This window comes from Lentilactobacillus parabuchneri DSM 5707 = NBRC 107865 (genome assembly GCF_001435315.1).
GTDB lineage: Bacteria > Bacillota > Bacilli > Lactobacillales > Lactobacillaceae > Lentilactobacillus > Lentilactobacillus parabuchneri.
In genome coordinates, this window is record NZ_AZGK01000001.1 from 186,576 (window position 1) to 203,174 (window position 16,599).

The 16,599-nt window shown below is 44.0% G+C and carries 14 protein-coding genes; all 14 read left to right on the top strand.

Features of this window, described 5'->3' with window-relative positions; translation table 11 throughout:
• The first annotated feature begins 2 nt into the window (after nucleotides 1-2).
• Entirely contained in the window at nucleotides 3-566 is a 564-nt protein-coding gene (frr, locus tag FC51_RS01040; RefSeq protein ID WP_057909232.1) for a ribosome recycling factor, read from the top strand.
• A gap of 16 nt (nucleotides 567-582) precedes the next feature.
• A complete protein-coding gene (locus tag FC51_RS01045; RefSeq protein ID WP_057909231.1) occupies nucleotides 583-1,032 on the top strand; it encodes a hypothetical protein in 450 nt (149 codons plus the stop codon).
• 75 nt (nucleotides 1,033-1,107) lie between these two features.
• Nucleotides 1,108-1,893, top strand: a complete 786-nt coding sequence (locus FC51_RS01050; RefSeq protein ID WP_057909230.1) for an isoprenyl transferase — start codon at nucleotides 1,108-1,110, stop codon at nucleotides 1,891-1,893.
• A complete protein-coding gene (locus FC51_RS01055; protein ID WP_057909229.1) occupies nucleotides 1,890-2,678 on the top strand; it encodes a phosphatidate cytidylyltransferase in 789 nt (262 codons plus the stop codon). The genes FC51_RS01050 and FC51_RS01055 overlap by 4 nt, the downstream gene beginning before the upstream one ends.
• Before the next feature lie 21 nt (nucleotides 2,679-2,699).
• On the top strand, nucleotides 2,700-3,974 hold the full coding sequence (rseP, locus tag FC51_RS01060; protein WP_057909228.1) for an RIP metalloprotease RseP: 1,275 nt from the start codon (nucleotides 2,700-2,702) through the stop codon (nucleotides 3,972-3,974).
• Nucleotides 3,975-4,004: 30 nt separating this feature from the next.
• Nucleotides 4,005-5,714 carry a proline--tRNA ligase gene (locus FC51_RS01065; protein ID WP_057909227.1) on the top strand — a complete coding sequence of 570 codons (1,710 nt, stop codon included), beginning with the start codon at nucleotides 4,005-4,007 and terminating at the stop codon, nucleotides 5,712-5,714.
• A gap of 128 nt (nucleotides 5,715-5,842) precedes the next feature.
• A complete protein-coding gene (locus tag FC51_RS01070) occupies nucleotides 5,843-10,165 on the top strand; it encodes a PolC-type DNA polymerase III (protein WP_099046980.1) in 4,323 nt (1,440 codons plus the stop codon).
• A gap of 160 nt (nucleotides 10,166-10,325) precedes the next feature.
• A complete protein-coding gene (gene rimP / locus FC51_RS01075) occupies nucleotides 10,326-10,799 on the top strand; it encodes a ribosome maturation factor RimP (RefSeq protein ID WP_057909226.1) in 474 nt (157 codons plus the stop codon).
• Between the two features lie 17 nt (nucleotides 10,800-10,816).
• The gene (gene nusA / locus FC51_RS01080) at nucleotides 10,817-12,016 is read left to right on the top strand and encodes a transcription termination factor NusA (protein ID WP_057909225.1); all 1,200 of its coding nucleotides are present in this window, start codon (nucleotides 10,817-10,819) and stop codon (nucleotides 12,014-12,016) included.
• A 19-nt stretch (nucleotides 12,017-12,035) separates the two neighbouring features.
• Nucleotides 12,036-12,335 carry an RNase P modulator RnpM gene (rnpM, locus tag FC51_RS01085; RefSeq protein WP_057909224.1) on the top strand — a complete coding sequence of 100 codons (300 nt, stop codon included), beginning with the start codon at nucleotides 12,036-12,038 and terminating at the stop codon, nucleotides 12,333-12,335.
• Nucleotides 12,325-12,642 (top strand): L7Ae/L30e/S12e/Gadd45 family ribosomal protein, encoded by a 318-nt coding sequence (locus tag FC51_RS01090; RefSeq protein ID WP_057909223.1) that lies wholly within the window; start codon nucleotides 12,325-12,327, stop codon nucleotides 12,640-12,642. Before rnpM ends, FC51_RS01090 begins: the two co-directional genes overlap by 11 nt.
• 4 nt (nucleotides 12,643-12,646) lie before the next feature.
• On the top strand, nucleotides 12,647-15,235 hold the full coding sequence (gene infB / locus FC51_RS01095; RefSeq protein WP_057911127.1) for a translation initiation factor IF-2: 2,589 nt from the start codon (nucleotides 12,647-12,649) through the stop codon (nucleotides 15,233-15,235).
• Nucleotides 15,236-15,250: 15 nt separating this feature from the next.
• Nucleotides 15,251-15,604, top strand: coding sequence for a 30S ribosome-binding factor RbfA (rbfA, locus tag FC51_RS01100; protein ID WP_057909221.1), 354 nt, complete (start codon nucleotides 15,251-15,253; stop codon nucleotides 15,602-15,604).
• Nucleotides 15,605-15,685: 81 nt separating this feature from the next.
• Nucleotides 15,686-16,591 carry a tRNA pseudouridine(55) synthase TruB gene (truB, locus tag FC51_RS01105; RefSeq protein WP_057909220.1) on the top strand — a complete coding sequence of 302 codons (906 nt, stop codon included), beginning with the start codon at nucleotides 15,686-15,688 and terminating at the stop codon, nucleotides 16,589-16,591.
• Nucleotides 16,592-16,599: the final 8 nt, after the last annotated feature.

Here is a 16,599-nt window from a genome sequence, read left to right on the forward strand (position 1 = left end):
ATATGGCAGACGCACAATCAGTGTTAAATGAAGCAAAAGAAAAAATGAAGAAAGCCCGCGAAGTCCTCGAACGTGAACTTGGTAGTATTCGTGCCGGTCATGCCAATGCGAGCTTATTGAGCGGTGTAACGGTTGATTATTACGGTGCACCCACACCCTTAAACCAAATTGCTTCCATTTCAATTCCGGAAGCACGGGTTATTTTAATCACGCCGTATGATAAGACGGCCCTTGAAAACATCGAAAAAGGAATTTATGAAGCCGACTTGGGGATTAGCCCTGCCAATGATGGTACGGCCATTCGGTTGGCAGTCCCAGCATTGACTGAGGATCGTCGTAAAGAAATCGCCAAGCAGGTAAAGGCAACTGGTGAGAAGAGTAAAGTGGCCATCAGAAATGTTCGCCGTGAAGCAATGGATACTTTGAAACGCAGCAACAAGAACGAAGATATTACAGATGACGAACTTCATCGCTTTGAAGATCAAGTTCAGAAGTTAACAGATGATTCGATTAAGGGCGTCGATAATATTGTCGCTGATAAAGAAAAAGAAGTAATGAACGGTTAGAAAGAGGGACAATATCATGGCAGATAACAATAATAATCAATCAGATAATGACGAAATTGCAGTTGTACCAGGAACAGACGAATTTGAAAAAATGTTGTTTAAATTAAACACGCCAGTCACGGAAGATAATTTAGGCGTATTAGATTACAATAATGGTCACTTACAGCCTGTTCAAGACGGGTTGTATGCCATGCCTGCCTACGTTACGGATGACTTCAACCTGTTTTTCATCGTTTCTCAACTTGTTGAAGATGACTGGGTCATTGCGTTTTCAACGGCCACAATTGAAAATGACAACGAAATCACCGATTTATCCGAACCGTACACCACCGGTAAGGGGTTAAATCTCCTGGGCCAAAAGAGTCCTGAAGATGCTAATAAATTGTTGAAGTATTTCAATACGCTCGCTGAAGCAAAACGTGGTGAATGGCGCATGGTTGAACGTCCCGATGGTGCAACGGACTAATAATTAAGTGCATTTTAGGATGAGTTTTACTTCTCATCCTTTATTTTTGCCTTAAGGTCATTTAAGGAGCGTGCAATGTTTAACAACACACAAAATAATCAACAGTCAGAAGAACACTTGGATATGAATCGCATTCCTGAACACGTCGCGATTATCATGGACGGGAATGGTCGATGGGCTAAAAAGCGCCACATGCCAAGAATTGCTGGCCATAAACGTGGAATGGAAACCGTTAAGACGATTACAAAGGTTGCCAGCAAGATGGGGGTTAAGGTATTAACCCTATACGCATTTTCGACGGAAAATTGGAAACGACCACATGATGAAGTGAGCTATTTGATGGGATTACCGGTCAAATTTTTCAATGACTTTGTGCCTGAACTGGTTGAAAATAATGTTCAAGTTCAGGTGATGGGGTTGATCGACCAACTGCCGGCTCAGACACAACAGGCAGTTCACGACGCGGTCAAAGATACTGCTCATTGTACTGGTATGATTTTGAACTTTGCCCTCAATTACGGCAGTCGGTTAGATATCACCCTGGCCATGAAGCAAATTGTGGATGGCGTCGTGGATGGTAAGCTTGATCCGGATGAAATCGACGATCAAACGATTTCGGATCATCTCATGACCGGTTTTCTAGGTCAATTAGCTGATCCGGACCTGCTGATTCGAACCAGCGGGGAAGAGCGCATTTCAAATTTCTTGCTTTGGCAGATTGCCTACAGTGAACTGGTCTTTACGGACGTTCTTTGGCCTGACTTTGATAAAGATGTGTTCGATCATATGATTTTAGAATATCAGCATCGGGACCGTCGCTTCGGGGGCCTCGATACGACTAATAGGGGAGATACACAGTGAGACAACGTGTAATAACTGCTGTAGTAGCGTTACTAATATTTATACCGATCATCATTATGGGTGGCATCTGGGTGGATATTGCCGCTCTTGTTTTGGGGATTGTTGCGATCTCTGAAATCCTCGTGATGAAAAAGAAGTTATTGATTTCACCTGAATCCATCATTGCCTATCTTGGGGTCAGTGTTTTGATTCTACCTGATTCCTGGGTCGGCTTTTTACCGGGGCATATCAGCCAGACATTTGTCTTTTTCCTGTTCGTCTTGATGCTTTTATTGATGACCGTATTGAGTCGAAACCTTTTTTCATTTGACGATGCCGGCGTTATTGCACTGGGCATGTTATATATTGGAATGGGCTTTCACTACTTTGTTGCCGCCCGAGAAATCGGCCTGACGGTGTTACTATACGCACTGTTCATTGTCTGGGTTACCGATAGCGGTGCTTACATTTTTGGCCGGATGTTCGGTCAACATAAATTAGCCCCAAGAATTAGTCCAAACAAAACTTGGGAAGGATCAATTGGCGGCTCACTTGCAGCGACGATTCTTTGCACGACGTTCGTCTACTTCTATCCGGTTTCAGGACATTCCTTATTGCAAATGTTCATCATCACGATTATTCTTTCTATAGCTGGTCAATTTGGTGATTTAATTGAATCTGCACTTAAGCGTTACTATGGGGTTAAGGATTCAGGAAAAATTCTACCAGGACATGGCGGAATTTTAGACCGCTTCGATAGTTTACTGTTTGTGTTACCAATGCTTCATTTGGTTGGTATCATTTAGTTTTTAGGAGGAAAGTGTCACTTGATAACTACAATTATTGTTTTCATCATCGTCTTTGGGATTCTGGTGATCTTTCATGAGTTCGGCCATTTCATTACCGCAAAACGATCGGGGATTTTAGTCCGCGAATTTTCCGTTGGAATGGGACCCAAAGTCTTCTACTACCGAAAAAACAGCACAACGTTTACCTTGAGGCTGCTGCCGCTTGGCGGTTACGTGCGGATGGCAGGGGAAGCAGATGATGGTGAAGATGAACTTAAGCCGGGAACGCCGGTCACACTACAATTAAATGATCAAGGCGTTGTAACCTCAATTAATACCAGTAATAAACATTCACTGTTTCAAGGGATTCCTTTGACCGTAACCGATACCAACTTAGACACGGATCTATACGTCAAAGGCTATGAAAATGGTGATGAGACTCAGGTCAAATCATATCCTGTGGATCACGATGCGACAATCATTGAAAAAGACGGGACAGCTCTGCAAATTGCACCGCGTGACGTTCAGTTTCAGTCAGCTTCTTTGCCCAACCGGATGGTGACCAACGTTGCCGGCGTTTTTAACAACTTATTGCTGGCAATTTTGGTTTATACCATTCTTGGGTTTGTTCAAGGTGGCGTCCAGTCCAATACCAACAAGGTGGACGTCATGCCGACTAATTCGGTTGCCCGTTCTGCAGGTATGAAATCAGGCGACAGGATTATTGAAGTCAATGGGCATAAGACGACTGACTGGGAAGATTTAACTGTCCAGATCCGGTCTAAAGCAAATAAAAAAATTACCGTCAAAGTTGACCGAAATGGTCAGGACAAAGTGTTGTCGATGAAGCCAAAAGCGCAATCGTCTGGTGGTCAGACCACTGGATTTATTGGCATCACGCAGACAATGGACAAGAGTTTCAAAGCTAAAATTCTCTCTGGCTTCACCACGACCTGGTCGGTGGCTAAACAGCTGTTTGGCGCACTTTGGAGCATGGTCAGCGGCCACTTTAGTTTAAATGACTTGGGAGGGCCGGTTGCTATTTTCGCCACCACTTCTCAAGCTGCCAAAATGGGACTAAGCGGCGTGTTGAACTTCTTAGCCTTCTTATCACTGAACTTAGCGATCATTAACCTGATTCCAATTCCGGGATTAGACGGTGGTAAGTTAGTGTTGAATATTCTGGAAGCGATCAGAAGAAAGCCGGTTTCCCAGACGACTGAGACCGTTATCACATTAATCGGGTTTGCCTTTTTGATGTTATTGATGATTTTGGTCACTTGGAACGATATTGAGAGATACTTTTTGCATTAATTAAGTAAATAATGAAGGAGAACCTTACACATGAAGCAATCACAGATGCTGATTCCAACGTTAAAAGAAACCCCTAAGGGCGCTGAAGCACTCAGTCACCAAATGCTGGTCCGCGGCGGGTATATTCGCCAGATTTCTGCCGGCATGTACGCTTATTTACCATTGGCGTATCGGGTTTTAAACAAGATTGAAACGATTATCCGAGAAGAAATGGAAGCAACATCCGCTCACGAAATGCTGATGCCGGATATCTTGCCAGCGGATCTTTGGAGAGAATCAGGCCGTTATGATACATACGGTCCAGAATTATTTAAATTTAAGAACCGCCACGAAACTGACTTCATTTTGGGGCCGACCCACGAAGAAACGTTTACAGCGTTAATTCGTGATTCAATCAAGTCCTATAAGCAATTACCACTGGTGTTGTACCAAATTCAAAACAAGTACCGCGATGAGAATCGGCCACGATACGGACTTTTACGCAGTCGGGAATTTATCATGAAGGACGCCTATTCGTTTGCAACTAACGATGAAGACTTGGACAAAACATATAATGCCATGGAGCAAGCCTACCGGAATATCTTTGACCGAATTGGATTGAAATATCGGGTCATTATCGGTGACGGTGGCGCTATGGGTGGCTCCGACTCCAAGGAATTTTCTGCAATGGCTGCCGTAGGTGAGGACACGATTGTTTATTCAGATGGCAGTGATTATTTTGCCAACTTGGAAATGGCGAAATCAAAGGTGACGGATGAAGTTGACGACACCCCAGAAGCTGAAATGAAGAAGATCGAGACGCCAAATGCCAAGACGATTTCTGCAGTTGCCAAACTCTTGGATGTTCCAGAGACTCAAACAATCAAGTCGATGTTGTATGTTGCTGATGAACAGCCCGTTATGGTGCTGGTTCGGGGAGATTACGACGTCAATGATGTTAAATTAAAAAACTACTTAGGAGCAGATTTCCTGGATATGGCCACCGATGATCAAGCTAAGAAATACCTTGGTGCTGATTTTGGTTCACTTGGCCCCGTTGGTGTCAGCGAAGACGTGAAGATTTTAGCCGATCAGCGAGTTGTCAACATCAAAAACGCCGTGGTCGGCGCCGATGAAAACGGCTACCATTATATTAACGTCAATGCTGACCGTGATTATAGAATTGATGCCGTTGGCGACTTTGTGATTGTTAAGGAGGGTGAACTATCACCTGATGGCAAGGGCAAATTGAAGTTCACTCGTGGAATTGAAATTGGTCATATTTTCAAGTTGGGCACCCGTTATTCTAAATCATTAAAAGCAACTGTGTTGGATGAAAATGGTCGTGCTGTTCCGGTTATTATGGGATCTTACGGGATTGGTGTCAGCCGACTGCTCTCAGCTATTTCTGAACAAAACGCCGATGAGAACGGCCTTATTTGGCCACGGGCAGTTGCACCGTTTGATGTACACGTGATTGCAATTAACGCCAAAAAAGACGTTCAAATGGATCTTGCTGCCAAAATTGAAGCTCAATTAACCGATGACGGTCTCCAAGTGTTGGTTGATGACCGTAAAGAACGGGCCGGTGTTAAATTTGCCGACTCTGATTTAATGGGAATTCCATTGCGAATCACAATTGGTAAGAAAGCCGAAGACGGCATTGTTGAATTGAAAGTTCGAAAGACCGGTGAGACTGCTGAAAGTCCAGTCTCCGATTTAAATAGTGCGGTTAAAAAAATGTTGAAGAATCTTGACTAGTGATACCGTAACTAATTAATATAGACGTAAGTTATCGTCAGTAAAAAAGTGGTTGGAACAAAACTGATGTTTTGCGTCCAACCATTTGTGTTCATGGATGTTTCATGTGTTAAATAGGAGGGCAAACCGTGAGTTTGGATCGAAAAGAATTGTTTGAGAAGTTGTTGGAACAACTTCAATGGCCACAGGCAAGTGAGTTGCCATACTTTCAAGGTGCCAAAATCGATCGCTTGGAAGTTCATAAACAAAGTCAACGTTGGCAGTTTGATATTTCTATCCCCAAGATTCTGCCCTTCGAGGTCTTTAACGATTTTAATGCGCGGCTACATTCAGCTTTTCAGGATATTGCCACCGTTTCGTTGGATATTTCTGTAGAAAATGATACCTTCACGGAACAGTTGTTACGACAATACTGGCAGTGGGCGGTTCCTAACAGTGGGGTGACATCGCCGTTATTGAAGGAATTATGCGCTGACAAGTATCCGTCAATTGTGGATTCCAGAGTCGAATTTGTTGCCGAGAACGACATTGTCAAAGATTTTATGACCAATACCGCTTTGGGACCAATCGAAGAAATGTATCAACGCGCCGGATTCCCTGATTTTACTATTCATACGATCGTTGATGAAAGCTCATCTCAGCAGAATATTCAGGCGCTTAAAAAGAAAAATGAAGCTGCGAATGCGGAGCTGGTCAAAAAGGCCAACGAAGCCATTCAGGAAAATGCAAAAGCCCATCCCAAGCGCTCCGGTGGAAATGGTGGTAAGACCACCATTGGCCGAAAAATTAAAGATGATCTGCCCATTACCAAAATGGAAGACATTGTTGAAGAGGAACGCTCAGTGGTCGTTTCCGGGTTTGTATTCAATAAAGAAATTCGTTCTTTGCGTTCGGGACGGCAGTTACTGATGTTAAAAATCACTGACTACACTTCTTCAATCCAGGTCAAGAAGTTTTCCAACAAGGGTGAAGAAGCGTTATTTGAGGATGTTAACGAAGGCAATTGGGTCAAGGTGCGGGGCAGTGTCCAAGAAGACAACTACTCTCATGAGTTGACGTTGAATGCTTACGATATTAATCCCGTTAAGACAGTCAGTCGAAAAGATCAGGCACCTGAGGGCGAAAAACGGGTTGAACTTCATCTGCACACCACGATGAGTCAGATGGATGCCACCAATAACATTGCGGATTTTGCCAAACAAGCTGCCAATTTCGGCCAGAAAGCATTGGCCATCACCGATCATGCGGGCGTCCAAGGATTTCCGGATGCTTTTCACGCTGGTCAAAAGAATAAGATTAAGATGCTTTACGGAGTTGAGGTCAACTTGGTAGATGACGGGGTTCCGATTACCTACAATGACAAACACGTGCCATTAAAGGACGCAACCTACGTCGTCTTTGATACTGAAACAACCGGCCTGTCGGCAATCTACGACCGCGTCATCGAACTTTCTGCGGTCAAAATGCAAAACAGTAACGTTATTGACCAGTTCGAAGAATTTATTGATCCGGGTTTTCACTTATCTGAAAGAACCACTAATTTGACGTCAATCACAGATGAAATGGTCCACGGTTCGAAATCTGAAGAAGAAGTATTTAAATTATTCAGAGAATTTTGCGGAGACGCAATTGTCGTTGGTCATAATGTGACATTTGATATGGGATTCATGAATACGGGGTATGTAAGACACGGAATGCCGGAAATGGCGAACCCGATCATCGATACCCTGACTTTGGCACGATTCTTATATCCAAATCTGCGTGGCTATCGTTTAAATACATTGGCCAAGAAGTTTGATGTCAGTCTGGAGCACCATCACCGAGCCATTTATGATGCGGAAACAACTGGACATTTGAACTATTTGTTCTTAAAGGATGCTGAAGATCGTTACGGCATCGCCTATCATGATCAGCTCAACGATCATATGACTGACAATGACGCCTATCGTCACGCGCGTCCGTCCCATGCAATCTTACTTGCCAAGACTCAGGCGGGACTGAAGAATATGTTTAAGATTGTTTCTTTGTCAAATGTTGAATATTTCTATCGGGTTCCAAGAGTGCCACGAACCCAACTTGAAAAATACCGGGATGGCATTATTGTCGGTTCCGCCTGTTCTTCTGGGGAAGTCTTTACGTCGATGATGCAAAAGGGTATCGACGAAGCACGGCAAAAGGCTGCGTTTTACGATTATTTAGAGGTCCAACCCAAGCGGGCATATGCGCCGTTGATTGAGTCTGGCTTGATTTCTGATGAAAATAACTTGGAGCAGATCTTAACCAACATGGTTAAGTTGGGCGAAGAGCTCAAAAAACCGGTAGTGGCGACTGGGGATGTTCATTATCTGAACCCGCAGGATTATATCTATCGAAAGATCTTGATTAATTCTCAGGGTGGTGCTAATCCTTTGAACCGCCAAGAGTTACCGGATTTACATTTTCTAACCACGGATGAAATGTTGGGCGACTTTGCATTTTTAGGCGCTGAAAAGGCCAAAGAAATTGTCGTCACCAATACCAACAAAATTGCGGATGAAATTGACGACGTCCACCCGCTGAAAGACAAATTGTATACACCAAAAATGGAAGGTGCCGAGGATGAAATTAAATTTCGGACGATGGATACCGCCCACAAATGGTATGGGGACCCACTTCCTAAGATTGTCGCCGATCGACTTGATAAGGAACTCAAAAGTATTATTGGTAATGGGTTCTCGGTTATTTATTTGATCGCCCAACGATTGGTTGCTAAAAGTAATAAGGATGGGTATTTGGTAGGTTCTCGTGGGTCAGTCGGATCCAGCTTGGTTGCGACCCTTACCGGGATTACTGAAGTGAACCCATTGCAGCCGCACTACCGTTGTCCGAATTGCCAGCACACTGAATTCTTTACCAAGGGTGAGTACAGCTCAGGTTATGATCTTCCCCACAAAAACTGTCCAGAGTGCGGAACCAAAATGATTGGTGACGGGCACAACATTCCCTTTGAAACATTCTTAGGATTTACCGGAAATAAAGTTCCTGATATTGATTTGAACTTTTCTGGGGATTACCAGCCAATTGCCCATAACTACACAAAAGTGTTGTTTGGCGAGAAAAATGTTTTTCGTGCCGGAACGATTGGAACGGTGGCCGATAAGACCGCTTATGGTTACGTGAAGGCCTTTGAACGGGATACCGGTCAAGTCTACCGTCAAGCTGAAGAAGATCGATTAGCCAAGGGTGCGACCGGGGTTAAACGGACAACCGGCCAACATCCGGCTGGCATTATCGTTGTTCCCGATTACATGGACATTTATGATTTCACGCCAATCCAATATCCGGCCGATGATCAGGATGCTGCTTGGAAGACAACCCATTTTGATTTCCATTCGATTCATGACAATATTTTAAAAATCGATATTTTAGGACATGATGATCCCACCATGATCCGAATGCTGCAAGATTTATCAGGAATTGATCCAAAGACGATTCCAATGGATGACCCGGGTGTCATGTCGATCTTTTCGAGCCCAGAGATTTTGGGTGTCAAAGAAGACCAGATTCAATCAAAGACCGGGACTTTGGGAGTGCCGGAATTTGGGACGCGGTTTGTTCGGGGAATGTTGGAACAAACACATCCAAGCAATTACTCCGAACTGCTTCAAATCTCTGGACTATCGCACGGAACCGATGTTTGGATTGGCAATGCCGACGAATTGATTAAGAACGGAACAGCAACCATTGCCAATGTGATTGGTTGTCGGGATAACATTATGACTGATTTAATCAATTGGGGGCTTGACTCCGAATTGTCATTCCAGATTATGGAAAGTGTGCGTCATGGTCGGGGAATTCCTGACGACTGGCAGGCTGAGATGAAGAAAGCCAAGATTCCAGACTGGTATATTCAATCCTGCTTGAAAATCAAGTACATGTTCCCACGGGCCCATGCGGCGGCTTACATTTTGATGGCGTTGAGAATTGCTTACTTCAAGGTTTATTTCCCATTGGTCTATTACGCTTCTTATTTCTCGGTTCGAGCCGACGATTTTGATATCGTTTCGATGTGCCGTGGTAAAGAAGCGGTTAAAAATGCCATGCGGTTGATTAACGACAAAGGGATGGAAGCATCCACAAAAGAGAAGAATTTGCTGACGGTCCTTGAATTGGCAAATGAAATGCTCGAACGGGGCTTTAAGTTCCAAATGGTTGACCTGAACAAATCCGACGCTAGTCAATGGCTGATTGACGGTGATACCTTGATTGCACCGTTTAATTCGGTCCCAGGACTGGGATTAAACGTTGCCAAGCAAATCGTTGCCGCCCGGGAAGACAAGCCGTTTATTTCCAAAGAGGACTTGGCTAAACGGGGCAAGGTTTCAAAGACTTTGATCGACTTTATGACTGAAAACAATGTTCTGGCAGGTCTCCCTGATGAGAACCAATTAAGCTTATTTGATTTGATGTAATTGAATTTTACTAATGTTGAGGTGCTTAAAATCAGGTACTATAGGCGCTGGACTTGTAATGTGTTCAGGAATATGGTATTCTTAATCTACTAAATAACTTGTAAGGGAGTGAGCAGAGATGCTCGCTCTTTTTAATGGATAATTTTTAGGAGGCCTATCTTTGAGCAATGTTGTTGAAACGGTCAAACAAGTTGTTGAACCAATTTTGGAAGAACATTCATTTTACTTATTCGATGTTGAATTTGTAAAAGAAAATAAAAGCTGGTATTTACGCGTTTATATTGATAAAAAGGGTGGCATAACCATCGATGACTGTGTGTTGGTCAGTGATGAGTTAAGCGAAAAGCTCGATGCAATGGACCCGGATCCAATTCCGCAAGCCTATTTCCTTGAGGTTTCATCACCGGGTGCCGAACGACCACTTCGAAATGATGAAGAGCTTCAACAAGCTGTTGGCGAATACGTCCACGTTTCTTTATATCAAAATTTAAATGGGCAGAAAACCTTTGAAGGAACGTTGCAATCAGTCGATGATGAGTCGCTAACGCTGCAAAATGACCAATGGGGTAAACAGGATACATTGGAAATTCCACGTCAGTTAATTGCCAAGTCGCGACTCGCAATTCAATTTTAGTTAAGGGAGACACAATAATGAGTAAAGAACTTTTAGGAGCGCTGTCTGCTCTGGAAGAAGAAAAGGGCATCAAACAAGAAGTTGTGATTGAAGCCTTGGAAGCCGCTTTGGTTTCTGCATACAAGCGTAACTATGGTCAGGCTCAAAACGTGGAAGTTTCATTCGATGCGAATAAGGGTGAAATGCACGTTTATGCGGTTAAAACAGTTGTTGAAGAAGTGACGGACGATCAGCTTCAAGAGTCACTTGACGACGCACTTGAAATTAACAAGGGTTATGAGCTGGGGGATGAGATCAAGTTTGAGGTGACACCAAAAAACTTCGGTCGAATCGCCGCTCAGACGGCCAAGCAAGTGATTATGCAACGGGTTCGGGAAGCAGAACGAGAAAACGTATTTGATGAATATTCCAAGTACGAAGACGAGTTGGTGACTGGAACGGTTGAACGTCAGGATTCACGATTTGTTTACATCAACTTGGGGAAAGTCGAAGCAGTCATGGGGCCAAAGGATCAACTGCCTAATGAAGTTTACCGCCCACAAGACCGCATTAAGGTTTACGTCACCAAAGTTGAAAATGCCACTAAGGGTCCACAGGTATTTGTCAGCAGAACCGCTCCAGGCATGTTGAAACGTTTATTTGAACAAGAAGTTCCAGAGATTTATGATGGTACTGTGGAAATCGTTTCAATTGCGCGTGAAGCTGGTGATCGTGCCAAAGTTGCTGTTCGCTCGAACAATCCTGATATCGATCCGGTTGGGACTGCAGTTGGCCCTAGAGGACAGCGGGTTCAAACCATTGTTAACGAACTCCATGGTGAAAATATGGATATCGTCGAGTGGGATGAAGATGATGCGGCTTATATCGCCAACTCACTCAATCCGGCTGAGGTCATTGACGTGATTTTCGACGATGACAATGAGCGTGCTTGTACCGTGATTGTTCCTGACTACCAGTTGTCATTGGCAATTGGTAAAAAGGGCCAAAATGCCCGTTTGGCTGCTAAACTAACCAGTTTCAAGATTGACATTAAATCAGAAACTGAGGCCAAAGAGTTCTTTGCCAACAAGGAGGCCGCTGCAGCTGATGATCAATCAGTTGAGGACAGTCAATCGGACACGCCGACTGATCGAGGCGATTCATCAGAGGAAACTGGTGCGGATCAATCCGACGACCAGTCCAATTCCGATGAGTCGGATCAAGGATCTGTTGACTAATTTTTAGGAGGCGATTTTTTTGAAAAAAAGAAAGATTCCAATGCGCAAAGACATTGTGACTGGTGAAATGGCTCCGAAGAAAGAATTAGTTAGAATCGTCCGTGATTCCGATGGCCACGTCGCAATTGACGAAACTGGTAAAAAATCTGGTCGGGGAGCTTATATTTCAATTGACGTGGACATTGCCAGAAAGGCCAAAAATGAACATGTTTTTGAAAAAGTCTTTTCAACCACTCTGGATGACAACTTTTATGATGACTTAATCGCTTATGTCGATCATAAGCAAGCCAGAAAAGAGTTGTTTGAAGATGGAAAATGACCAACAAATCCTCAATTTTTTGGGCCTCGCCCGAAGAGCCAGTAACATTGTTACCGGCCAAGATATGCTGCTGTCACAAATAAGAAGCGGAAAGATTCACTTTTTGTTCATTGCAACGGACACCGGCCAGGCGACTCAAAAAAAGTTTAATGATAAATCAAATTACTATCATATTCCCGTTAACGATCATTACACCAAAGCAGCCCTTAGCGATGCAATTGGTATGAAACGCACGATCATCGGAATTTCCGATCGGGGTATGGCAAAAAAATTGGTTGAACTAACCGATAAAATTAAAGGAGAGTAATTGTATGGGGAAAAAGCGAATTTACGAATTAGCTAAAGAACTAAATGTCTCCAGTAAGCAAATCGTTGACCGTGCTAACAAGCAGGGATTTGACGTTAAGAATCACATGTCGACAGTCGATGATAATCAAGAACGCCAAATTAGGCAGATGTTTAGTAAGGGTGGCAGCAAGCCGGCTCACCAAGGCAATAACCATTCGAATGCACCGCATTCAACCAGCCAACAGAACCACAAGCCAGCAAGTAACGGCCATTCAACTAATTCCAATCATTCATCGAATGCTGCCCACGCTCAAAGTCGGCCGGCTGCGCATTCCAACAACGGCTCAAATGCCGTTAGTCGAAACCAGCAGCAGACAACCCATTCTGATAACCGTACCAATAATCGGAATAACTCGACTCACAGTAACACCGCGAATGATCAAAGAAATCATTCTAACAATAACCATTCCAACAATAACCACACGAACAACAATCACTCGAACAGTTCACATACTGCAACATCGAGTAACAATCACAATAATACCAACAACGACCATCGCAACAACCGTCCATCAAATAATACGACTGCTCGACCTGCTGCGCATTCAACAAGCACCAATACGACATCGAGCAATCATTCCAGTTCAAATTCGTCTAACCACAGCAACGCCAACAGTTTTTCCAATCGAAATACTGGAAGCGGCCGGTTTGGCGGCAGTTTGAACCGTAACAACAATCGCGGCGGCTCACGAAAAGCCAACAAAAAACGTAACAAGAAGCAACGTAAGCAAAAGAATCAGCGTTTACGTGAAGTTGAACACCATGGTGCACCGGAACGAAAGAACCGGCCGTTACCAAGTGTCCTTGAATATCAAGATGGCATGAATGCCCAGGAAATTGGCAAGCTGCTTCATAGAGAACCGGCTGAAATCGTCAAGAAATTATTTATGCTGGGTGTCATGGTTAACCAAAATCAATCATTGGACAAAGATACCATTGAGATTTTGGCTGCTGACTATGGTATTGAAGCCAAAGAAAAGGTTCAAGAAGACCTTTCCAATCTTGACAAGATTTTTGAAAAAGAAATGGATAATACCGAACATTTGGTATCCCGGCCACCAGTTGTGACGATCATGGGACACGTTGATCATGGTAAGACAACCTTGCTGGATCATTTGCGACACTCACATATTACTGCGGGCGAAGCAGGTGGAATCACCCAGGCCATTGGTGCTTATCAGGTTCGTCATGGCGATAACGTCATCACCTTCTTGGATACGCCAGGGCATGCTGCCTTTACCGAAATGCGTGCGCGTGGTGCCAATATTACCGATATCACAATTTTGGTCGTTGCTGCCGATGACGGTGTGATGCCTCAAACCATTGAAGCAATCAACCATGCCAAGGCTGCTAAGACCCCAATTATCGTGGCGATTAATAAGATTGATAAGCCGGATGCCAATCCACAACATGTTACTGATCAATTAATGCAATACGGCTTGGTTCCTGAAGCCCTTGGTGGGGAAACAATCTTTGTTAATATTTCTGCCAAATTTGGGAAGAACATTGACGAGTTGTTGGACATGATTGCCCTTGAAGCCGAAATGCTCGAATTAAAGGCTGATCCGGATCAACCAGCTGTCGGTTCTGTTATCGAAGCTCGTTTGGATCAAGGAAAGGGCCCTGTTGCCACACTGTTGGTTCAACAAGGAACCTTGCATGTTGGGGACCCAATCGTTGCCGGCCATACATTTGGTCGAGTGCGGACGATGACTAACGAACGTGGCCGCGACTTAAAGAAAGCAACACCGTCAATGCCAGTTTCAATTACGGGTCTTAACGAAGTTCCCGAAGCTGGTGATCGATACGTCGTCTTTAACGATGAAAAGACTGCCAGGGCCGTTGGTGAAGAACGTGCCAAAGAAGCTCAGGTTGAAGAACGTCGAAAGACAACGCGTGTAACGTTGGATAGCTTGTTTGATTCACTCAAAGAGGGTGAAATGAAGGAAGTTGACATCGTTATCAAAGCTGATGTTCAAGGATCAGTTGAAGCGTTGGCCAACAGTCTTCAAAAGATTGAGGTTGAAGGCGTTAAGGTTAACATCATTCATTCGGGTGTTGGTGCCATCAATGAAAGTGATGTTGCCCTGGCTGAAGCAAGTAACGCGATCATCATCGGCTTTAATGTCCGTCCAACACCTCAAGCAAAGTCACAGGCTGAAAGCGACCACGTTGACATTCGACTTCATCAAGTGATTTATAACGCCATTGACGAAGTTGAATCAGCAATGAAGGGCATGCTTGCCCCAACCTATAAAGAAGAAATCACTGGCCAAGTTGAAGTCCGGGATATTTTCAAGGCTTCCAAGGTTGGTACAATTGCTGGTGGAATGGTTGTTGACGGTTTCGTTCAAAAAGACAGTAAGATTCGTTTAATTCGTGATGGAGTTGTTGTTTACACCGGTGAATTGAACAGTTTGAAACGATTCAAAGATGACGTTAATGAAGTCAAGCAAGGATTTGAACTTGGCTTAACCATTAAAGACTATAACGATGTTAAAGTTGGCGATGTTGTTGAGGCATACGTCATGAAACAAGTGCCAGTCAAGTAATTTGGAGGTGTTTTCATGGCTCAATATCGTGTTGGCCGATTGGAACAGGAAATTCAAAAAGAAGTCAATGACATTTTGTTAAAGCGTGTCCGTGACCCACGTGTTCAAGGCGTGACTTTAACAGGTGTTGAAGTGACCGGTGATTTACAGCAAGCCACCATTTATTACAGTATCTTATCTGATAAACCTGAGGACGAAGAAACAACTGCCAAGGGATTAGAAAAGGCTGCCGGGTTAATCCGAGGTGAGCTTGGTCATCGACTCAGTATTTATAAGACGCCTGAAATCAAGTTCCAATTGGACTCATCCGTTCAATATGGCGACAAGATCGATCGCTTAATTAATAAATTAAAACAAAATGGTGAATAACATTTTAACTGCCGGGCCAGAAATGGTCGGGCAGTTTTTTTGTGATATACTTTTACTACATGAAAAAATAGGAGAATTCGAATGAACGGAGTAATTGCGTTATACAAAGAGCGTGGCATGACCAGTCACGATTGTATTAGTCAACTGAGAAAAATTTTACATACAAAAAAAGTTGGTCATACCGGGACACTGGATCCCAACGTCGATGGTGTCCTGCCAATCTGCATTGGCCAAGCAACGAAGATTTCTGAGCTGTTAATGCAATCGGGTAAAGTATACCGTGGCGCGATAACGCTTGGTCTCGCATACGACAGCGAGGATCTCGACGGGAATTTAATTGAAAAGGTGCCAATTGAAACGCCGCTTGATTCCAAGACAATCGATCAAACACTCGCCCAGCTGACTGGTGATATTTTACAGACACCTCCGATGTACTCTGCGGTTAAGGTCAACGGCCACAAGCTTTATGAATACGCCCGCAAAGGCATCACGGTCCACCGGGAGCCACGGCCAATTCACATTGACTACTTTAGGCAGTTAAAACCGGCCACTTATGATTCAGACGCACAAACCCAAACGATTTATTTTGAAGTCGGTTGTTCGAAGGGGACGTATGTCCGAACGCTGGCTGTTGATTTTGGTCGACTACTTGATAAACCGTCGGTGATGTCGGATCTAACCCGAATTAAGAGTGGCGGGTTTGACATTTCCCAGTGTTCGACACTTGAAGAGGTCCGAATGGCAATGGATCGCGATCAGCTGGCATCCGTGCTTCACCCGTTAACAGAAGCACTGGCAAATTATCCGGTTTATCAGTTGGATGAGAGCCGCTGGCAGATTGTCTCTCACGGCGGTTTTCTGGATCAGTCTATTTGCCCGCAGAATGCAGCGGTTGTTCGTTTGGATTATCAAAATAACGTCAAAGCACTTTATCAGTTTGACGAAAAAGTCGGTCAGTATCGACCATTTAGGATGTTCATAGCTTAGTTAAAGGG